Annotated in this window: 17 protein-coding genes; 8 read left to right on the top strand and 9 right to left on the bottom strand. The window is 72.6% G+C overall.

Annotated elements, in window-relative coordinates; all coding sequences use genetic code 11:
* Positions 1–39: 39 nt before the first annotated feature.
* The 4 genes from OHU34_RS20900 to OHU34_RS20885 all read right to left on the bottom strand — a co-directional run bounded on the left by OHU34_RS20900 (position 40) and on the right by OHU34_RS20885 (position 5,432).
* Positions 40–924, bottom strand: coding sequence for a helix-turn-helix domain-containing protein (locus OHU34_RS20900; protein WP_405767782.1), 885 nt, complete (start codon positions 922–924; stop codon positions 40–42).
* Positions 925–1,365: 441 nt separating this feature from the next.
* A complete protein-coding gene (locus tag OHU34_RS20895) occupies positions 1,366–1,857 on the bottom strand; it encodes a hypothetical protein (RefSeq protein ID WP_405767779.1) in 492 nt (163 codons plus the stop codon).
* 141 nt (positions 1,858–1,998) lie between these two features.
* Positions 1,999–3,615, bottom strand: coding sequence for a methionine--tRNA ligase (metG, locus tag OHU34_RS20890; RefSeq protein ID WP_405767776.1), 1,617 nt, complete (start codon positions 3,613–3,615; stop codon positions 1,999–2,001).
* A gap of 83 nt (positions 3,616–3,698) precedes the next feature.
* Positions 3,699–5,432 carry a VWA domain-containing protein gene (locus tag OHU34_RS20885; protein WP_405767773.1) on the bottom strand — a complete coding sequence of 578 codons (1,734 nt, stop codon included), beginning with the start codon at positions 5,430–5,432 and terminating at the stop codon, positions 3,699–3,701.
* 266 nt (positions 5,433–5,698) lie between these two features.
* Here OHU34_RS20885 and OHU34_RS20880 point away from each other — a divergent pair, with 266 nt between their 5' ends.
* Positions 5,699–7,816 carry a PhoX family protein gene (locus OHU34_RS20880; protein WP_405767771.1) on the top strand — a complete coding sequence of 706 codons (2,118 nt, stop codon included), beginning with the start codon at positions 5,699–5,701 and terminating at the stop codon, positions 7,814–7,816.
* Here the strand turns inward: OHU34_RS20880 and OHU34_RS20875 are convergent.
* The gene (locus OHU34_RS20875) at positions 7,813–8,844 is read right to left on the bottom strand and encodes an endonuclease/exonuclease/phosphatase family protein (RefSeq protein WP_405767768.1); all 1,032 of its coding nucleotides are present in this window, start codon (positions 8,842–8,844) and stop codon (positions 7,813–7,815) included. The genes OHU34_RS20880 and OHU34_RS20875 overlap by 4 nt on opposite strands.
* 11 nt (positions 8,845–8,855) lie before the next feature.
* Entirely contained in the window at positions 8,856–9,638 is a 783-nt protein-coding gene (locus tag OHU34_RS20870; RefSeq protein WP_405767765.1) for an alpha/beta fold hydrolase, read from the bottom strand.
* An 81-nt stretch (positions 9,639–9,719) separates the two neighbouring features.
* Here OHU34_RS20870 and OHU34_RS20865 point away from each other — a divergent pair, with 81 nt between their 5' ends.
* Positions 9,720–11,087, top strand: coding sequence for a PLP-dependent aminotransferase family protein (locus tag OHU34_RS20865; protein ID WP_405767762.1), 1,368 nt, complete (start codon positions 9,720–9,722; stop codon positions 11,085–11,087).
* On the opposite strand, the gene OHU34_RS20860 is transcribed toward OHU34_RS20865, so the two are convergent.
* Positions 10,984–11,892 carry a hypothetical protein gene (locus tag OHU34_RS20860; RefSeq protein ID WP_142265247.1) on the bottom strand — a complete coding sequence of 303 codons (909 nt, stop codon included), beginning with the start codon at positions 11,890–11,892 and terminating at the stop codon, positions 10,984–10,986. The genes OHU34_RS20865 and OHU34_RS20860 overlap by 104 nt on opposite strands.
* Positions 11,893–12,035: 143 nt before the next feature.
* Here OHU34_RS20860 and OHU34_RS20855 point away from each other — a divergent pair, with 143 nt between their 5' ends.
* Positions 12,036–12,572, top strand: coding sequence for an SH3 domain-containing protein (locus OHU34_RS20855; RefSeq protein ID WP_142265248.1), 537 nt, complete (start codon positions 12,036–12,038; stop codon positions 12,570–12,572).
* An 86-nt stretch (positions 12,573–12,658) separates the two neighbouring features.
* Here the strand turns inward: OHU34_RS20855 and OHU34_RS20850 are convergent, their stop codons facing one another.
* Positions 12,659–13,105, bottom strand: a complete 447-nt coding sequence (locus OHU34_RS20850) for a hypothetical protein (protein WP_082412815.1) — start codon at positions 13,103–13,105, stop codon at positions 12,659–12,661.
* 376 nt (positions 13,106–13,481) lie between these two features.
* On the opposite strand from OHU34_RS20850, the gene OHU34_RS20845 reads away from it, so the two are divergent.
* The 5 genes from OHU34_RS20845 (at position 13,482) to OHU34_RS20825 (ending at position 19,347) form a co-directional block, all read left to right on the top strand.
* A complete protein-coding gene (locus OHU34_RS20845) occupies positions 13,482–14,948 on the top strand; it encodes a hypothetical protein (protein ID WP_405767758.1) in 1,467 nt (488 codons plus the stop codon).
* 369 nt (positions 14,949–15,317) lie between these two features.
* Positions 15,318–16,661 (top strand): helix-turn-helix domain-containing protein, encoded by a 1,344-nt coding sequence (locus tag OHU34_RS20840; RefSeq protein WP_405767755.1) that lies wholly within the window; start codon positions 15,318–15,320, stop codon positions 16,659–16,661.
* A 62-nt stretch (positions 16,662–16,723) separates the two neighbouring features.
* Positions 16,724–17,731, top strand: a complete 1,008-nt coding sequence (locus tag OHU34_RS20835; RefSeq protein ID WP_405767752.1) for a permease — start codon at positions 16,724–16,726, stop codon at positions 17,729–17,731.
* A complete protein-coding gene (locus tag OHU34_RS20830; RefSeq protein WP_230195207.1) occupies positions 17,728–18,522 on the top strand; it encodes a TIGR03943 family putative permease subunit in 795 nt (264 codons plus the stop codon). The genes OHU34_RS20835 and OHU34_RS20830 overlap by 4 nt, the downstream gene beginning before the upstream one ends.
* A gap of 93 nt (positions 18,523–18,615) precedes the next feature.
* Positions 18,616–19,347, top strand: a complete 732-nt coding sequence (locus OHU34_RS20825; RefSeq protein WP_308285912.1) for a GAF and ANTAR domain-containing protein — start codon at positions 18,616–18,618, stop codon at positions 19,345–19,347.
* 132 nt (positions 19,348–19,479) lie between these two features.
* On the opposite strand, the gene OHU34_RS20820 is transcribed toward OHU34_RS20825, so the two are convergent.
* Positions 19,480–20,265, bottom strand: coding sequence for a hypothetical protein (locus OHU34_RS20820; protein WP_142265252.1), 786 nt, complete (start codon positions 20,263–20,265; stop codon positions 19,480–19,482).
* Between the last annotated feature and the right edge of the window lie 94 nt (positions 20,266–20,359).

The raw sequence follows: 20,359 nt of genomic DNA, 5'->3' as shown, positions 1-20,359 counted from the left end.
CCTCGTCTGTGCCCGGGGGCAAGGATCGTCACGTTCATGCTAGGCGGCCTCCGGGAGATCGGGTCGGCAGTTGTGGCAGTGGCCCGGCGTGGGGGAACGGAAGGCACGGTCGCAGCGGTCGCAGTTCCGGAGGGGATGCCGCACGGCCGGTGGCGGTGAGGGGGCTCGGAACGGGGGTGGGGGCGGGAACTGGGAGGCCAGCCGGTGGGCCAGGAAGGCGGCGGGGCGGTGCAAGGGCTCCAGGGGGAGGTTCGCGATGAGGGCGTCGCGTACGGCGGCGGGGGTGAGGTCGCGCTCCAGCCAGGCGGCCACGCCGGGGGCGAGGTGTCCGGCGTCCGTGGCCGAGAGGAGGAGGCGGGTGTCCGCGCGGCGGAGGCCGGCGAGGAGGTCGGTTGCTGTCTGCAGGAGGGTGGGGGAGGAGTGAGCGGGCTGGGGGACTGCCGGGAGTTTCCTGCGGGGCGGGCGGTTGTCCGAGGCGGACTGCCGGGCGGGTTTCGTGGGGGCGTCGGCTGCCGTGCCGTGGTGCTCCGTCTGCGTTCCGCGGTGGCCGGGCTGGTTGCAGGAGACCGTGCGGGTGACGATGCGGCCGGTCTCGGTGCGGACGCGGGTGCGGCGGAGGTAGCCGTGGGCCTCGAGTTCGCGCAGGGCGGCGGCGATACGGGTCGCGCCCTCGGGGAAGCGGGCGGCGAGGGTTTTGATGTCCGCGGAGGCGCCTTCGGGGAGGGACTGGATGTGGACACCGAGTCCGATCGCGAGTCCGGACAGCTCCGGGTGCTGGGCGAGGTGGTTGCCGATCACCGTGAAGCGGGTGGAGTGGCGGACGTTGTCGTGAACGACGCCGGAATGAGGGTGTTTGTGAGGGTGGTTTTTGCCCGGGATGCGGGACTGGGCGCGCGGGGGCGCGCTAGGGTTTTCGTTGTCCATCGGGAAGCTTCCTTCTTCCTCGGTGGTCAGGCCCTCGCACTGGGAATTGCAGTCCCGGCGGGGGCCGTCCCCTTTTCTGCCGCATGGTCGCGGTGCTGGCGTGTTGCGCTGAGCGTAGGGCAGGCAACCCATCCCAAATCCAGCTGAGTTGGGCATATTCACTCGGGGGAGTGAGTTTGCGTCGCGGGCGGGAGGGGTGGGGCTTGGCAGGGTTCTTTCACCCTCGTGGTTCTTTGAAAAAGACCGCCGGGCGCACCGGAGCACGGTGCCCCGGGCTCCGGTGTCCGAAGCTTCGGTTCGACCCCGGCGATCTTGCGGGTGGATGGTGTCGGGGTTGACTCCCCAGCGGTCGGCGAGAGTCTCGAGGAGGAGAAGTCCGCGTCCCGATTCGGGCTCGACGGACGGGGGTTGCGGGCACGGGGGGTCGTCACCGCGCGCCCGTCAGGTGTCGTACGTGCCGTCCCAGGGTTCGGCGAAGGCCAGGCGGTCCGGGTAGAGCTCCGCCCAGGTCTCCGGCTCGCCGTCCTCGTCCTTGTCCTCGCGGATCACCAGGCCGAACAGCACGCCCTCGAAGGTGAGCCGGAAGGGGCGGACCGCGATGTCCGTGTAGGAGCGGCGGGGCAGGCTGCGCAGGAGGGTGGCCAGGCGGACGCGGGCCCGGGTGAGGACCGAGTCGTCGCCGTGCGGGTCGCGCTGCTGCTCGGCCCAGGTGCCGGCACACCAGATGTCCGAGTCGCGGTAGTTGCCCGCGGCGTCGAAGGTGTGCAGCACGGTGTAGAGGCGCTTGTGCTCTTCCCAGCCGTCGTCGAGACGGAACCCTTCGGGGAAGGCGTACGTGACCGACGCGAGGAACTGGCCGTCCGCGTACCGCCCGATGGACTCGGTGCGGTGCTTCGGCTCGTAGGCGATCGGAATGACGTGTGGGACTGCCATGGCGGAAACCATACGGCTTGGCGGGAACATGCCCGAGTCGGGGGAACGTCTACGGCACTTCCCCTGCGTCTTCGGAGCAGGGTCCGGGAAGCCGCTCGTTCCCGGACCCCGTGATGAACCTCGTGGTCGGTCGCCGACGCGCTACGCGGTCGGCTTCTCCTCCAGGCGCGGGAAGAGCACCGCTCCCTTGGTGACCGTCGTACCGGCCGGGAGCGTGCCCCAGGTGCCGGCCTCCTGGACCCGCTGGTCCGCGAGAGCACCCAGGACCGCCTCGGCACCCAGCGAGTCCCAGAGCTTCTGGGAGGTGTCCGGCATGACGGGGTTCAGCAGGACGGCGACGGCGCGCAGGGACTCCGCGGCGGTGTAGAGGATGGTCGCCAGACGGGCCCGGCCCTCGGCCGAGTCGTCCTTCGCGACCTTCCACGGCTCCTGCTCCGTGATGTAGCCGTTGACCTGCTTGACGAAGTCGAACACGGCCAGGATGCCGCCCTGGAAGTCCAGCTCCTCGCCGATCTTCCGGTCGGCCACCGCGACCGCGGTCGCCAGGCCGTCGTGCAGCGCCTTCTCGGCCTCGCTGTCGGCCGTGGCCCCGGGCAGGACGCCGTCGAAGTACTTGCCGACCATCGCGGCGACGCGGGAGGCGAGGTTGCCGTAGTCGTTCGCCAGCTCGCTCGTGTAGCGGGCGGAGAAGTCCTCCCACGAGAACGAGCCGTCCTGGCCGAAGGCGATGGCGCGCAGGAAGTACCAGCGGTACGCGTCCACGCCGAAGTGCGAGGTCAGGTCCTGCGGCTTGATGCCGGTCAGGTTCGACTTCGACATCTTCTCGCCGCCGACCATCAGCCAGCCGTTCGCGGCGATCTTCCCGGGCAGCGGGAGGCCCTGCGCCATCAGCATCGCGGGCCAGATCACCGCGTGGAAGCGCAGGATGTCCTTGCCGACCAGGTGGACGTCGGCCGGGAAGGTCTCTTCGAACTTCTGCTGGTTCTCGTTGTAGCCGACCGCCGTGGCGTAGTTCAGCAGCGCGTCGACCCACACGTAGATCACGTGCTTCTGGTCCCACGGGATCGGGATGCCCCAGTCGAAGGTGGAGCGCGAGATGGACAGGTCCTGAAGGCCCTGTCGGACGAAGTTCACGACCTCGTTGCGCGCGGACTCGGGCTGGATGAAGCCCGGGTTCGCCTCGTAGAGGGCGAGGAGCTTGTCGCCGTACTCGCTCAGCTTGAAGAAGTAGTTCTCCTCGCTGAGGATCTCCACGGGCTTCTTGTGGATCGGGCACAGCTTCTGACCTGCGAAGTCGCCCTCGCCGTCGAGCAGCTCGCCCGGGAGCTTGTACTCCTCGCAGCCGACGCAGTACGGGCCCTCGTAGCCGCCCTTGTAGATCTCGCCCTTGTCGTACAGGTCCTGCACGAACTCCTGGACGCGGTCGGTGTGCCGCTGCTGCGTGGTGCGGATGAAGTCGTCGTTCGCGATCTCCAGGTGCTCCCAGAGGGGGCGCCAGGCCTCGTCGACGAGCTTGTCGGCCCACTGCTGCGGGCTGACGCCGTTCGCCTCCGCGGTGCGCATGATCTTCTGACCGTGCTCGTCCGTGCCGGTGAGGTACCACACCTTCTCGCCACGCTGGCGGTGCCAGCGGGTGAGCACGTCGCCTGCGACGGTCGTATAGGCGTGGCCCAGGTGAGGAGCGTCGTTGACGTAGTAAATGGGGGTGGAGACGTAGAACGCCTTGCCACCCTGCTTCTCGGTTCCAGTGGCCGCCATGCCCGAAATCCTACTGGGCCCGCGAAGATCCACTCACATGCGTTTCGGGGGGTGGACGTGATTCTCCACCCCCCGAAGTGGGCCTACGGGCGCCAGGTGGCCAGTACGCCTTCGTAGAGCTCGACGTCCGTCAGCTCGCGCGGGGTCGGGCCCGCGTGGAAGAAGGACGTGTTGGGGGTCTTCAGCTTGCGGAGGTAGTCGAAGGCCTTGTTGTCGGGCTCTCCGAAGGCGACGAAGGAGAAGAAGACGGCGGGGTGGTTCTTCGCCGCGTCCGTGAGGGACTGGGTGGCCGGGGTCTTCGCGTCCGGGGCGCCGTCCGTCTGGAAGACGACCAGGGCGGGGGTGTCCGCGGCTTCCTTCTCGTGGTGGGTGAGGACCGCTTCGACCGCCGCGTGGTAGCTGGTACGGCCCATGCGGCCGAGGCCGGCGTGCAGCTCGTCGATCTTGTTCTCGTGGTCCGTGAGGGTCAGCTCGCCGGTGCCGTCCAGTTCCGTGGAGAAGAAGACGACGTGGACCTTGGCCTCGGGGTCCAGGTGGGCGGCGAGGGCGAGGGTCTGCTCGGCGAGGGCCTGGGCGGAGCCGTCCTTGTAGTACGGGCGCATGCTCGCGGAGCGGTCCAGTACGAGGTAGAGCTTCGCTCGGGTGGCGGTGAGGTGGGTTGCCTCCAGGGCGGTGGCCGCCGCGGCGTACGCGGTGGCGAGGCCGGCGGGGAGGGTGGGGGTGGGGTGAGTCTCGGCCGGGGCCGCCTCGTCCTCGTCCTCGGCTTCGCCTTCGGCGGCCGCGGGCTCGTCGGTCTCGGCCGCAGCCGCGGCTGCGGCGAGCGCGGGCTCGTCGGTGACGGTGGTCGGCTCGGGCTCGGGTGTGACCTCGTCCGCGGCTTCGCCTGCGGCCGAGTCGTTCCCACCCGCACCACCCGTGCGGCTTTCGTCGTCGGCCGCGAGTGGCCCCTGTGCGGTGTCCTCGCCGTCGGCGGCCGCGGGCTCGTCGGTCTCGGCCGCAGCCGCGGCGAGCGCGGGCTCCTCCGCCACGGGCGCGGTCTCCGGCTGCTCGGCCGCAGGCTCCGTGTCGGCGTCGGTGACCGCCGTGGGTTCCTCGGTTGCCGGCTCCGCCTCCGCGACCGCTTCGATCGTCGGCGTGGGCTCCTCGGCCACCGCCTCGGCCGTCGGCTCGTCCACCTCGGCCTCGGCCTTCGCTTCGGCCTGCGGCTCCTCGGCCTCCGTCTCCGCCTGCGTCTCCGCCTCAGCCTGCGTCTCAGCCTCGACCGTCGGCTCGGCTTCGACCGGCACCTCGGCCTCAGCCTTCGCTTCGGCCTGCGGCTCCTCAGCCTGAGTCTCAGCCTGAGTCTCAGCCTCGGCCTCGGCCTCGACCGGCGCCTCAGCCTCAGCTTCCGCCGTCGCCTCAGCCTCAGCCTCCGCCTCGACCGCTGCTTCCGCCCCTTCCGCCTTCGGCGGCGCCTCAGGCGTCTCCGCCCCCGTTGCGGGCAGGTCCTCCGTCGACTGGGTCGGTTTGGGGACCGAGACGTTGTCGAAGGCTGCCGAGACGAGGTCGTGTTCGTCCTGGGATGCCGGGCGGGGTTCCGGGACCTGGGCCGTGGGGGTGGCCCTCGGGGTGGGTTCGGGGGACGGGGACGGGACCGTCGGTTCGGGTGCCGGGGTCGGCGCCGCTGTCGATGTGGGGGCGGCCCCGGTCGACTCCTGGTCCCGCTCCTCGGAGGCGGTCTGTTCCTGCGAAGGAACCTGTTCCGCACCCTCTGCCTCGGCGGCCCGCTCTTTGCGTGACCGTCCGAACGCGTTCCGCAGGAGAGTGAGAATGCCCATGTGCGCAACCCTTCGCGTGAGTTGAAGCCCGTAAATCCCTGGCCAGGACGGACACGTAAGGTTAGCGGCCCCGGATGGTGATCTTGGGCAGGGGTGAGTGTAAGGAACCCAGGTGTGTCAATACCGCCTCGGACCCCCCTTCGCGCAAGTCCAACACCCTTGTGGCTGCCGGGGCTTCACTTTCCGTTCATCCCACAGCAGCGCCTCCGCACATACGTGCCCCTAACGTCACGAGCACACCAAGGGCATGCAAGGGGAGATTAAAGGTGCGCAAGCTTCTGCCGCTGATCGGAACGCCGTCCCAGTCCCATCCCGGCGGACGCTCCGCCATGACCTGCCGCTTCCGGTGTGGTGACGCCTGCTTCCACGAGGTGCCCAACACCAGCGACAACGAGTACGTCGGTGAGGTCATCGCGGGGGCGATCGGCCGCCGTGCGATGGTGCGAGCCGCCGCGGTCGTCACCGTCGCGGCCGCCGCCGGGACCGCAGGGATGGCCGGTGCGCCGCCCGCGGCGGCCGCGTCCGCCGATACGTCCGGAAAGTCCTCCGGGAATTCCGGGCAATCCTCCGGGAATTCCGTGAGTTCCGGGAAACCGGGCGCCAAAAGTGCTCGTGGGCTGCGATACAGCTCTGTCGCTCCGAATACCGCCGACGCCGTCACCGTTCCGGACGGATACGGGCAGAATGTCGTCATCCGTTGGGGCGAGCCCATCCTGCGCGGCGCTCCCGCCTTCGACCCGGAGAAGCAGACCGCCGCCGCCCAGGCCGGACAGTTCGGCTACAACAATGACTTCCTGGCGCTGCTGCCCATTCCGGGCGAATGCGACCGGCAGCTGCTCGTCGCCAATCACGAGTACACCGACGAAGTGCTCATGTTCCGTGGCTACGACGCCGCCGACCCCACCCGGCAGCAGGTCGAGATCGCCTGGGCGGCGCACGGTCTCGGCGTGGTCGTCGTGCAGGAGGACCGCAGGACCGGCAAGCTGACCGCCGTGCCCCGGCACCACCTCAACCGGCGGGTCACCGCCACCACCGAGTTCCGGCTCACCGGGCCCGCCGCCGGCTCCGACCTGCTGAAGACCTCCGCCGACCCGACCGGCACGAAGGTGCTCGGCACGCTCAACAACTGCTCCGGCGGTACCACGCCGTGGGGCACCACGCTGCACGGCGAGGAGAACTTCAACCAGTACTTCGCCAACAGCGGCCGGGCCACGGACAAGCGGTACGGGATCGGGACCGGCGCGACCGAGCGCAAGTGGGAGCGGTTCGACAAGCGGTTCGACGTCGCCCAGGAGCCGAACGAGGTGCACCGCTTCGGGTACGTCGTCGAGCTCGACCCGTACGACCCGGCCTCCACGCCCCGCAAGCACACCGCCCTCGGCCGGTTCAAGCACGAGGCCGCGACCGTGCGGCTGACCGAGGACGGGCGGCCGGTCGTCTACTCCGGTGACGACGAGCGGTTCGACTACTTCTACAAGTTCGTCGGCAGCAAGCGGATGAAGAAGGGGTCGAGCCGGGCCGTCCGCGAGCACAACCTGTCGCTGCTCGACGAGGGCACGCTCTACGTCGCCAGGCTCACCGGTGACTCCCCCACGATCCAGATCGACGGCACCGGCAAGCTGCCCGCCGACGGCGAGTTCGACGGGAGCGGCGAGTGGATCCCGATCGCCACCGCCACCGCCCGGGGAGCCGTCTCGCACGTCGAGGGGATGAGCGCCGAGGAGGTGTTCGTCTTCACCCGGCTCGCCGGGGACAAGGTCGGCGCGACGAAGATGGACCGGCCCGAGGACATCCAGCCCTCGCCGGTCACCGGCAAGGTGTACGTGGCCCTCACCAACAACACCAACCGCGGTGTCGGCGCGAACGCCAAGGCCGACGAGGCCAACCCGCGCAACGCCAACAAGCACGGGCACATCCTGGAGCTGACCGAGCGCCGGGGTCGTCCCGAGAGCACCGCGTTCGCGTGGTCGCTGTTCCTCGTCGCCGGGGACCCCGACGACCCGGCGACCTACTTCGCGGGCTTCCCGAAGGACGACGTCAGCCCGATCTCCTGCCCGGACAACGTGGCCTTCGACCCGCACGGCAACCTGTGGATCTCCACCGACGGCAGCCAGCTCGGCTCGCACGACGGGCTGTTCGGCGTCGCGACGCGCGGATCGCGGCGCGGCGAGCTGAAGCAGTTCCTGACGGTGCCGAAGGGTGCGGAGACCTGCGGCCCGATCGTCCAGGACCGGCGGGTGCTCGTCGCCGTGCAGCACCCGGGCGAGATCGACGGCGCCACGGTCGAGAAGCCGGCGAGCACCTGGCCGGACGGCCCCGGGAAGATCGTCCGCCCGGCGGTCGTGGCCGTGTGGCGCAAGGACGGCGAGGACATCGGGGTCTAGGCGCCGGAGCCGCCCGGTGCCGACCGCCCGCGGCCACGATCCTCGCCGCCCGGCCGCCGGCCCGCCCCCGGCTGTCGGCCCCGGTGGAGGGTGAGGTCGACGACCAGGGCGCGGTGGTCGGTGCCGGCGAGGCGGAGGAAGCGGGCCCCGGCCGCCGAGAAGTCCCGTGAGACGAGCACATGGTCGATCTGTGTGCCGAAGGCGGGCGCGGTGCGGCTGGGCCAGCTCGGCTCGCGGTCCTCGCCGGCGAGCCGGGCCGCGTCGCGCAGGCCGGTGCCGAGGACGCGGCGGAAGGCGGCGTGGTCCTGGGAGGCGTTGAAGTCCCCGGCGAGGACGAGCGGGGCGTTCTCGTAACGGGCGGCGAAGTCCCGCAAGCGCCCCAGCTCCCGTTTCCACAGGGACACCTGGCGGGGCAGCGGGGGTTTGGGGTGCGCGAGCTGGAGCCGTACGGCATGTCCGCCGACGTCGGCCACCGCCCCCGGCATGCCCATGCTGCCGGGCACGCCCGCGGTGGCCGTCAGCGGGAACCGGCTGAGGACGACGGACCCGACGGAGCCGTCGCCCTCGACGGCCCGCCGGTGCGGATAGGCGGACCCGACCTCCTTCGTCACCGCCGCCTGACAGGTGTACTCGCACTCCTGGACGAACACGATGTCCGGCCGCTCGCGCCGGACGACCGGGATCAGGGCGTCGGTCGCCCACCCGAACTCCACGTTCGACGTCAGCACCCGCAGCCGCGCGAGCACCGGGCCGTCCGGCCGCTCCCCCGTCCCGTACGGCTCGACGAACCAGGCGAGCAGCCCGAGCACGACCGCTCCCCAGATCACCCCGGCCGGCCGGCGGGCCAGCAGCGAGAGGGCGACGGCGGCCCCGGCGGGCACGGTCAGCCACGGCAGGAAGGCGAGCAGTTGCGGTACGGGGGTCACGGCATCGGTGTCGGCGATCCGGCATCCGACGACCACGCTCACCCCGGCCAGCAGCAGCCCGGCGCACCAGGCACCGAGGAGCCGTCCTCGCGTCGACCTCATCCCGCCGAAGGCTACGCCCCGGTCTTCGCCAGGAACTCCGCCAACACCCTGTTGAACTCGCCCGCCCGCTCCAGGTTCGGCAGGTGGGCCGCGCCTTCGACGATCCGCAGCTCGGAGTGCGGGAGCGCCGCGTGCATCGCCTCCGCGTCCGAGACCGGGGTGTACTCGTCGTCCTCGCCGACCACGACCAGGGCGGGGACGGAGACGCGGGCCAACAGGGGCCGGTAGTCGGGGCGTTCGGCGCGGCCCCGCAGTGCGGCGGCGGCGCCCTCGGGAGGCGCCGACGTCATCATGCGGTGGACGTGGGCCTTCACCTCGGGGGCCGCGTAGGGGGCGACCATCTTCTCCAGGACCTCGTCGGCGTAGCCCCGCATGCCCTCCGCGAGCAGCCGGTCGGCCATCTTGTTGCGCGCCAGTCTGCCGCCGGGGGTCTCCGGGGCCGGGAAGGTGTCGGCGAGGACCAGGCCCCGGACGCGGTCGGGGAACTGCCAGTAGATGTCCATCGCGATCTGGCCGCCCATCGACAGCCCGGCCAGCACGAACGTCTCCACCTTCAGTTCGTCCAGGAGCGCCGCGATGTCCTGGGTGAAGTCGGACAGCAGCGTGATGCCGGGGACCACCGGGGACGCGCCGTAGCCGCGCAGGTCGGGGGCGATCACCCGGCGGGCGGTGGAGAACGCCTCGATCTGCGGGGCCCACATGGTGCGGTCGAAGGGGTGGCCGTGGACGAGGACGAGGGGGAGCGCCGGGGGCGTATCCGCGCCTTTGTCCTCGTATGCGAGGAAGGGTGCCATGGGAGCGACAGTAGGGCGGGCCGTCTTCTCGGTGCAATAAGATCTTTGCCCTCGGTGCAATCTCTGGTTCCAGGAGTCCCCATGGCCGACTTCCGGCTCATCGCCGACCGCATCGCCGAGGACATCGTCACCGGACGGCTCGGCCCCGGCCAACAGCTGCCCCCGCAGCGGTGGTTCGCCCGGCGGCACCGCATCGCGCCCTCCACGGCCGGACGGGTCTACGGCGAACTGGTGCGGCGTGGCCTGGTGGTGGGAGAGGTGGGGCGAGGGACCTTCGTGCGGGCCGCACCGGCCGTCGCGCAGGGGCGGGCGCTCATCGAGACGGCCACCTCCGCGCCCGTCAACCTCGAGCTCAACTACCCCTCGGCCGCAGGGCAGTCGGAGCTCGTTGCGGCCTCCCTCGCGCCGCTGCTGCGGGCCGACGTGCTGACGGAGGCCATGCGTCCGGGCGCCGCCGACGGGACCGCGGCCGCCCGCGAGAGCGCCGCCCGGCTGCTCGCCGTGCCCGGCTGGCGGCCGGACCCCGCCCAGCTGCTGTTCACCGGCAACGCCCGGCAGGCCATCGCCGCCGCCCTCGCCTCCCTGGTCCGGCCGGGCGGCCGGGTCGGCGTGGAGGAGCTGACGTATCCGCTGGTCAAGGAGATCGCCGGCCGGCTGGGGGTGGTTCTCGTCCCGCTCGCGGGTGATGCGGAAGGAGTACGGCCGGACGCCCTCGCCGCCGTCCACCGGGCCGCTCCGCTCTCCGCCCTCTACCTTCAGCCGACGCTCCACAACCCGACGTCCTCGACCACGAGCGAGCGGCGGCGGGGCGAACTGGGCGATCTCGTCGTCGCGTTGGGGCTGCCGGTCGTCGAGGACCGCATCTGGTCCTTCCTCCGCCCGGACGCCGCCGCGTTCGCCGCGCACGCCCCGGGGCTGACCCATGTCGTCGACGGGCTGTCCAAGCGGGTCGCGCCGGGGCTGACCGTCGGCTTCCTCCTCGTACCGGAGGGTCGGGCGGAGGCCGTGGGGGCGGCGGTGCGGTCCGGCGGGTGGAGCGCGGGGCGGTTCGCGCTGGAGGCGGCCGTGCGGTGGACGGCTGACGGGGTGGTGCGCCGGCTCGTCGAGGAGAAGCGGGCGGACGCCGCCCGGCGCCAGGCGATCCTCACCGAGCACCTGACCGCGCACCTCACCGAGCAGGGCGGGGTGGGCACGGTACGGACCGATCCGCACGCCTACTTCGCCTGGTGGGAGCTGCCCACGCCCTGGCGGGCCGACACCTTCACCGCCGCGGCCGCCGCGCACGGCATCGCCGTCACCCCGGGGACCGCCTTCGCCGTCGACCCGCACCGCACCCCGGACGCGGTCAGGCTCGGACTCGCGTCGGCTCCGGAGGAGGAGTTGGCACGGGCGCTGCGCACACTCGCCGCCGTCGCAGCAGGCGGACCGCCGGGGAGGGCCGGCGGATGAGCCAGGTCGCCGCCGCCACCGTCAGGCCGAGCGCGAGCAGCAGCCAGGAGGCCGTCCGCAGGGTGGCGGTGAGGGCGTCGTACACCGCGCCCGCGGCCGGGCGGTGGGCCTCGTCGGGGAGGTCGGAGAGGGTCAGGCGGCGGGCGATGGCGACGGCGAGACCCAGCAACGCGCCGCCCAGGGCGGTGCCGAGGGCCGTCGCCGTGACCGCCCGGCGGCGGGAGACCGCCAGGGAGATACCGGCCATCGCGAACACGACGGCTGCCAGGGGCAGCCAGAATCCGGCTACGTGGAGCACGTGGTAGCCCTTCCGGAGAGCGGCCAGTCCAGCTGGCGGGAGGAGTGCGACACGGGTGTGCTCCACCGGCACGCGGTCGGCGAACGGCACGTGGTCGGCGGTCAGTCGAAGCTTCAGCGGTGAGGTGACGGCCGCGAGGTCCACGGTCACCGGGTGGGAGTCGCGGTCGGCGCTCTCGTCGTTCAGCGCTCTCATCACGGCCGTGTGGGCCGCCTCGTTGCCCGCGTCCCAGGCCGTGCGGTAGGCGCGGGTCGCGGTGAAGGAGCGGACCGCGTCCCGCAGGAAGAGCGGGTTCAGCCCGGCCTCGCGTGCCACTCCGTCACTCACCGTGTCCGCGACGGCGTTCCGTACGGCGGGGTCGGAGGCGAGCGGCGCCATCGTGGCGACATAGCCGCGTGTGTCGGTGAGGCCGTACGCCGCCCAGGCCGCGAGCGCACTGATCGGCACGAGCAGGCAGGACAGCGCGACGAGGACGGCCGAGAGGGCGGTCCGCAGGCTTGGGGACACCCCTCCAGGCAACGGGGTCCGGGCGGGGAACGCGAGCCCATGGCGGCCGTCCGGGTGGCGCCCCGCGCAGGCCTCGCGACGCGCTCCGGTGGAGGGTTCACCCGAACGGGTGTTTCCTGGTTCTGGGGAGAAGGAGGTCGATCATGCGCACCACTTTGGCCCTGCGGACTCTGGCCGCGGCCCTGCTCACCGGTGGCACCCTCGCCGGGGCGACCCTCGGAACCACGGCGGCGGCAGCCCCTTCGACCAGCGGCGGCGACGGGAACAGCTCGATCAGGGGCACCGTCGTCTCCCGCTCCGAGCTGAGTGTGCGACAGGACCCCACCACTCGCTCGCCCGTCGTCGCGACGCTCGCGCCCGGCAGTCACGACCGTGTGCAGTGCAGGGTCAAGGGGCAGAGCGTCAACGGCAACCCGGACTGGTACTGGCTCTTCGGCGCCCAGGGCTGGGCGAGCGCCGCCTTCGTGGACACCGGCGGCGCGCGGGTGCCCGACTGCGCCGATCCGTGCCCGCGGTGGAAGAACGGCGACTGGACCAACTGGGACGACCCGTTCACCAACGTCTCGGTCAGCGTCTCGGCCTCCGTGACGTTCAGCTTCTCCGGCTCCTGGAGCGTCAGCACCTCCGGGACATCAGGAACCTCGTCGGGTGACTGGGAGTGGGTCCCGGTCGGCCGGTGAGTGGAGGGATGAGGGAAGGCACGGGCCCCGGCGTCACAACGCCGGGGCCCGTGTGCGTCCTTGCGCGGACGCCTGCGGTGGGCGGATCAGCGGATACGTTTCCCTGCCGCGTCCTCCTGTGTGTAGAAGCGGTAGAACAGGGTCAGGAAGACGCCTGCCGAGATGGCCAGGGACATCCCCACGGAACGCAGGACGGTCGCGCCGGTCTGGCTGTAGAGGAAGCCGAAGGCGCAGCCGGCGAACGCCGTCCACAGCAGGGCGTGCAGCTCGCGCCGCATGTGTGGGGCCAGGGCGTGGATGCCCGTCCACAGGGCCGCGAACACGATCGCGCTCACGAAGCCGAGCAGCAGGTTCCAGCCGGTGATGGGGCCTCCGGAGCGGTTGTTGGCCGCGACCCAGTAGCCGTAGACGAGCCCCAGTGCCACGGGTGTCGTCCACTCCGCGGCCCGGTGGGCCCGTTCGCTGAAGACATCGGGCGTACGGGACCGTGCGGACGGTGTCCGTGTGCCTGACGCGGGTGCCGCATGAGCCATGAGAGGACTCCTCTCTCCTCGCCCCCCGCCTTCCAGGGCACACCTGGCCGGGGGCGGTGGCAAGTCGGCTGCACCGGGTTCCTGCACCGGGTTCGTCCGCCGGTTCCCGGATGCGGGCGCCGCGCCCCCGTGTTTCGCTGACCTCATGGAGTCCGGTGTGGACGACGACGCTCTTCGCGGTGCTCGCCCCGCGTCGGGAGCGCCTGTGCGGCCGGGAGCGCCTGTGCGGCCGGTGCCGCCGGGGCAGCCTGTGCCACCGGCCGACGAAGGCCCCGTAGGGGGACGTTTGCAGGGCTGAGGGTCCCCTTTGCACCCGCAGCGGTTACGGTGCTGAGGTACGTGATCGACAGGGGAGGGGACCATGCGGGAGGGGACCATGCCCGGAACCGTGCTGCTGCTCGCGGCCTCGCCCATGGGCAAGGGATGTCTGGTGGACGCGGCCTCCGTGCTCCCCGTGCTCGCGGCCGTGCCACCTCCCGTGCTGGCCGGCACCGACACCGCGAACGTCGTCGAACTCGCCGATCCGCTGGATCCACAGGCCGTTCTCACCCGGCTGCGGGCCGCCGCGGTGGCCCCCGGGCCGCTCACCCTGTTCGTCGCGGGTCAGCTCCAGCTCGACCGGCGGCAACGGCTGCCCCACCTGGCGCTCGCCCGTACGACGCCGCCGACGGTGCGGTACACGGCGTTCCCGTGGCACTGGTTCCGGGAGGAGCTGCGGCTGCGGGCGCCCGGCTCCACGACGCTGATGCTCGATCTGCGCGCGGACCCGGAGACCTGGGACTGGCTGCGGGGGAACACCCTGGACTGCGGGCCCGCGGTCGCCGTCTACGGGCGGATCGCGCCGCCGCCGGGCCGTCGGGCCGTCGCCGCGCCGTCGTACATGAGAGCGGTCGCGACGATACTGCGCAGCGGAGGCCGTCCGGCGGTCGAGCGGTTGCACCAGGCGGCGCTGGCCCGCATCGCGGGAGACGGCGAGGTGGGCGACCTGGTACTCACCCCCTGGTCCACCCCCACCACCTCCCACGCGCCTGCCGACACGCGTGCACCCCTGGCGCCGCTCGCACCGCCGGCTCCGGGCGTGCCTGCCGCGTTCGCCGAACCAGGCGCCTCGCGTGCACCCCTCGCGTCGCTCGCACCCGCCGCTTCCGGAGTACCTGTCGTGTCAGGCGCCCCCGTAGCCCCGGGCGCACCTCTGGCCTCGGCCGTACCCGACGCTCCCGGCGTGTCCGCCGCCTCGGGAAAGCCTCTCACTTCGGCCGTACCCGCAGCTCGCGGCGTACCCGCCGTCGCCCGGGCCGCATCTCTCGCCCCGGCCACACCTGCCGCTTCTGACGCACCTGGCGTGCCCACCGCTTCCGGCGTCCCCGGCGTGCCCACCGACTCCGCCGCATCTGCCACCCCCGGCGTGCCCGGCATACCCGCCGACCCCCACGTCGCCATCTCCACCGCCGTGCGGGACGGGCGGCACGGTGATGCCGATGTTCTTGCCGCTCGGCTGGAGCAGGCGGCCGCCGTCTCGTGGGGGGTCGGGTCGGAGGAGGCGTTGCACTGGGGTGAGGTGCGGGCGGATCTGGCGATGTTCGCGGGGGACGCCGAGCGCAGTTGCCGTACCTGGATGGCGGTCGCCGTCGCCCGGTTGGAGGCCGGGCAGCCGGTCGACGCGCCCGCCGTGGAGGCGGCGGTCGACCGGGCGCACCACCAGTGGGGGCGGATCCCCGACGTGCCGCGGGCCCGCGCGCTGGGCCCCGAGATCGCGCAGCTGCGCGGCCGGGTACCGGGCCGCCGCGAGGGCGCGCTGGACCACGTCCGGCAGCAGTTGCGGCAGCTTCAGAAGCAGGGCTGAGCCGTCCCGGCGACGAAGCGGCCGCCGGCGGACAGGCGGGAGAGTTCGAGGCGCCCGGCGTCGGGCCCTAGCGGCGCTCCGCCGTCTCGTGCCGGGACGCCGGGGAGGCGGGACCGGCGTCCGTCGCTCTGGCGGGGCCCGCGTTGGCCGCGGTGATCAGGGCCGTCACGGTCAGGACGGCCGCGGCGACTGCCCTGACATAGGGCGCGAAAGGGCGTGCGGATGGGCGTCCGGGCACGGCTACCTCGCAACGTCGGCGACTGCGATACTCACGTCAGCAAGCTGTTAAGCATGCTTAACTCGCCGTTTAACCTAGGGGCTGAGATAGTCCAACGACAAGAGGCACAGGGGTAGTTGGGGGAGCCGGGCGTGGGAGAGCGGGACGAACCGGAGGTCGTCGGTCGCCGGGTGCAGCGACTGCGGGTCGAACGAGGCCTCACACAGCGGCAGTTGGCCGAGCCGACGTACACCCCCGCCTACGTCTCCACGCTGGAGGCCGGCCGGGTGCGGCCCTCCGACGAGGCGCTCAAGCACATCGCCGAGCGGCTCGGTGTCGACTTCGAGGAACTGGCGACCGGCCGCCCCGCCCGTCTCGTCACCGATCTGCGGCTCCGTCTCATCGAGGCCCAGCGGGCGCTGGCCACCGGGGCGGCGGAGGAGGCGGCCCTGCAGTACTCCGGGCTGCTCGCGGAGGCCGAGGAGCACGGGCTGGCGGCGGAGCAGGCCACCGCGCTGCTCGGCCTCGGGGAGTGCGGGATCGACACGGGAGACCTGGACACGGCGCTGCGCTGCTTCGAGCGTGCCGAGGCCGCTCTCGCGCACGCGCCGCTCCCCGCCCGCGTCCCCGCCCTGCGCGGCCGCGCCGTCGCCCACTACCTCACCGGTGAACTCCGCTACGCCGTCTACCTGCTGGAATCCACCCTCGACGAGCTCAACCGGGGCGGGCTGCACGACCCCGACGCGCTGCTCCTGCTCTACGCCTCCGTCATCGGCCCGTACATGGACATGGGCGCGCAGGCCCGCGCCGCGCAGGCCGCCGAGTTCGCCCTCGCCCTCGCGCCCCAGGTCGGCGACCCCGCGCTGGTCGCCCGGATGCACCGGTCCGTCGCCCGCACCCTGCTCGCCGAGGGCCGCCTCGCGGAGGCCGACGCCTCACTGGCCAAGGCGTCCGAGCTCTACCGTCAGCTCCAGCTCCGTACCGAGCTGGCCAACTGCCACTGGATGCGCGGCTACGTCTACGCGCAGAACGGTGAACTGCAGCGCGCCGAGGACGAGTTGAAGCAGGCCCAGGCCATGCTCTCCGCGCAGCGCGCCGCCCTCTACAGCAGCCAGGTCGCCGTCGAGCTGGCCGACGTCCTGCACCGGCGGGGCAAGTCGGAGGAGGCCGCCGCGCTGCTGCACACCGTCCTCGGGGATCTGTCGCCCGAGCGGGGCGCCGTGCACTCCGCGGGGGCGCACCGGCTGCTCGGGATCATCGCCGAGGACGCGCGGGACACGGAGGCGGCGGAGGAGCACTATGTGCGCGCCCTCAGCCTGCTGGAGCGGGCGGGGGCCGCGGGGGATCTCGCCGATCTGTGCCGGATGCTGGGGGATCTGCTGCGGCGTACGGGGCGGGTGGAGGCGGCGCTCGACGCGTATCGCACGGGGCTGGGGCACCGTACGGCGCCGGGGACGACGACCCTGGGGCCGGCGCCCGCGCAGCCGCCGCTGTAGTCACAGCATTCTCTTGGGAAAGTGGCCGGTCGGGCACAGCCGTCGTCGTTAGCTTGCGAGGCGTGCAGAATCAACGGACTGTGGCCGACGGCCTGCGGGTCGCCGTGCGTGCGTCCGTGTACGCCGTGCTCGGGGGCGCCGCGCTCATCGCCATCGCGACCGTCGTGTCCGTTCTCGGGCCACTGCTCGCGCTCGACCTCTACACCCCGCCGGTGGCCGCCTGGTGGACGGTGTTCACCGCCGTCGCCGTCCAGGGGGTGCCCTTCCTGCTGCTCGGTACGGTCGTCTCGGCGGCGATCGGCGCGTTCGTGCCGGAGCGGGTGTTCCGGCGGCTCCTGCCGCGCAACCCCGCGCTCGCCGTACCGGTGGCCGGACTCGCCGGCGCCGTGCTGCCCGGCTGCGAGTGCGCCTCCGTGCCGGTGGCCGGAAGCCTGATGCGGCGCGGGGTCGCCCCGGCGGCCGCCCTCGCCTTCCTGCTGTCCGCGCCCGCGATCAACCCGGTCGTGCTCGTCGCGACCTCCATCGCCTTCCCGGGCCAGCCGAAGATGGTCCTGGCCCGGCTGCTCGCCTCGCTCGGCACCGCCGTGCTGATGGGCTGGCTGTGGGCGCGGTTCGGGAAGGAGAAGTGGCTGCGGCTCCCGGGGCGCGGCACGCCGTCGGCGCACGCCACCGGTGCCCGCGCCTTCCTCGCCGGACTCCAGCACGACTTCCTGCACGCTGGCGGCTTCCTGGTGCTGGGCGCGGCGGCCGCGGCGACCTTCAACATCGCCGTCCCGCGCTCGGTGCTCGACCTCTTCACCGGGTCGCCCTGGATCGCGGTGCCGCTGCTGGCCGTACTGGCCGTCGTGCTGTGCGTGTGCAGCGAGGCCGACGCCTTCGTCGCCGCCTCCCTGAGCGCCTTCCCGCCCACCGCGCGGCTGGCTTTCATGGTGGTGGGCCCGATGGTGGACCTGAAGCTGCTCGCCCTCCAGGCGGGCACCTTCGGCAGGTCCTTCGCCGTACGGTTCGCGTCGACGACCTGGATGGTGGCCGTGGCCGCCAGTGTTCTCGTGGGGTGGTGGCTGCTGTGAGGCGGTACGGACCGGCGGCGCTGCTCCTCCTGACGGGCGGCGCGGTCCTGCGGATCACCCTCTTCGGCGATCTGTACCTGCGCTACGTGCAGGCGGGCCTACGGCCTTACCTGATCGTGTCCGGGGTCGCCCTGGTGCTGCTGGGACTCGTGACGGCGGTCCTGCGCCACCGCACGCCCGGCCCTGACGAGGACGTCCACCACGAGGACGTCCACCACGAGGACGTCCACCACGAGGACGACGACGGGCACGCCGGGCACGCCGGTCACGAGGGGCATTCCCACGGCCCCGCCGGACCCCGCGTCGCCTGGCTGCTCACGCTCCCCGCCCTGGCGCTCCTCCTCTTCCCGCCCCCGGCCCTCGGCTCCTACAGCGCCGGCCGTGAGGCCGCCCAGCGGGCCGCGCAGGGCGTAGGTGCCTTCCCGGCGCTCCCGGCGGGGAACCCGGTCGAGCTGACGGTCGCCGAGTTCAGCTCGCGCGCGATCTACGACAGCGGACGCTCGCTGAAGGGCCGTACCGTCCGCCTGACCGGCTTCGTCACCCACGGCGACGACGGCACCTGGTACGTCACCCGCCTCGTCGTGACCTGCTGCGCCGCGGACGCCACCACCGGCAAGGTCGAGATCCGCAACGCGGACGACGACGTCCTGCCCGCCGACACCTGGGTCACCGTCACCGGCGCCTGGCGTCCGAAGGGCAGGCTCGGCTCCGACGCGGCCTGGCCGCCGGTCCTGGACGCGGCCACGGTCACGCAGGTGAAACAGCCGGCGGATCCGTACGAGAAGCCGTAGCCGAGGCAGGTTGTCCCGGCGAGCGGGAGGGGTACCCGGCGCACCACGGGAGGTGATCCGGCCCGTCCACGCAGGTGATGGCAGGTGATGACCATGGACCACCGGGATCGGGATCGGGACCGGGTCGCCGAGGTCATCGCCGAGGAGATGCGCGGCGCCGGTCCGCCGGAGGTGCCGCAGCGGCTGTGCGACGCCGTGCTGAAGCTGCTGCCGGTGAGCGGGGCGAGCATGTCCCTGCGCGGCGACGGGATTCCGGTGCCGCTGAGCGCGAGCGACGAGCGGGCCGCGGATGTGATGGAGATGCAGGTCAGTCTGGGGGACGGGCCCTGCTTCGAGGCGGTCGAGACCGGTTCGGTGGTCTCCGCCGGGGATCTGATGTCGAGCCGGGACGCCTCCCGCTGGCCGGTGTTCGCCCAGCAGACGGCGGCGCTCGGGGTGCGGTCGGTGTACGCGTTGCCGCTGGGCGACCGCGCGGTGTGCGTGGGCACCCTCGATCTCTACCGGGACGTGCCCGGCGAGCTCGCCGCCGAGGAGGTACGCAGGGCGCGGGTGGTGGCCGAGATCGTGACGGACGCGCTGGTGGCGCTGCCGCGGGCCGAGTCGGACGACCCGGACGCCGTCGGCCTGTGGCTCAGCCCGCTGGCCACCGACCACGACGACGTGTACCGGGCCGTCGGGATCGTGATGGCCCAGCTCGGCGTCGCCGCGGACGAGGCGCTGTCGCTGCTGCGCGGCCACGCCTTCGCGAGGAGCCGTACGGTGCTGGACCTGTCCCACGATGTGGTCGCCCTGCGAACGCGCTTCGACGACGACCCACCCCTCTGACCCCCCCCTCTGACCCCAGCCCCTGGCCCCGCCCGTCCGGCCCCGCCTTTCCGATCCCGCCCCTCCGACCTCTGACCCCGCCCCCCCGACCCCGCACCCGCGCACACTCGCCGGGGCGCTCGCCCCTGTGCCTCAGACCCGCACCTTTCCCTGCTGTCTGACGTCGGCCAGTCGGCGGACGCCGAGCTGGACGGCCGCCTGGGTCGCCGCGTTCGGCGCGTCGTTCAGGCCGCCGTTGGTGAGGGCGAAGGAGTCCTCGCCGGCCCGGACGGCGGCGACGTCCAGGGTGAGGGCGGTCGGATCGCCGCCGGGGTTCTCCTCGGCCGTCGCCCAGACCGTCAGGGTCACGCGCAAGCCCTGGCGGACGTCGCCCACCTCCGGCAGCGGCAGCTCGGAGACCTGCGCGTCCAGCACGGCGTCGCCGGTCGCCTTGGCCGTGAACCGGGCGCACTTCTGCGGCATCGTCTTCAGCCAGGCCAGTCGGGCGTCGACGTCCGCCGGACGGCTGCCGCTGAGCTGGTAGCGCAGCTGGGCGCCGGCGTCCGGGTCGTCGAGTCCGACGACCGCGCGGGCGGGGCCGCCGAGCAGCTCGTCGGCGTAGAGGGCGTCGAGGAGTTTCTGGCAGTCGGGGACCGACGTGGTCGCCTTGAGCATGCCGTCCCGCCAGGTGGCGGCGCCACGGGTCGGGGTCCAGGGCGCGCCGAGGTCGGTTTCGGTGATGAGGGCGGCGCGCGCCTGCGCCTCGGTGAGGACGGGCGAGGTGGTCGGCGCGGTGGGCCTGGCCGACGACCGTTCGACGGTCGGGGTGGCCGGGGCGGCGGTCGGCGGGTGTTCCAGACCGAGGGTCGCGCAGCCGCTGGTGAGGGTGGCGACGGTGACCAGGAGGAGCGTGGAGGCGAGGAGGGGGGGACGGGCCATCGGGGGGTGCCTCCAGGGTGCGCGCGGGTGCCTCCTCTCACGGCAACACCGGTGCCACGAGCCGACCAGCGCGGCGGGCCGTACGGGTTACCGG

Origin of the sequence: Streptomyces sp. NBC_00080, assembly GCF_045041255.1 — a bacterium.
GTDB lineage: Bacteria > Actinomycetota > Actinomycetes > Streptomycetales > Streptomycetaceae > Streptomyces > Streptomyces coriariae.
Note: the sequence above shows the minus strand (reverse complement) of the source record. Positions and strands in the feature narration are given on the sequence as shown.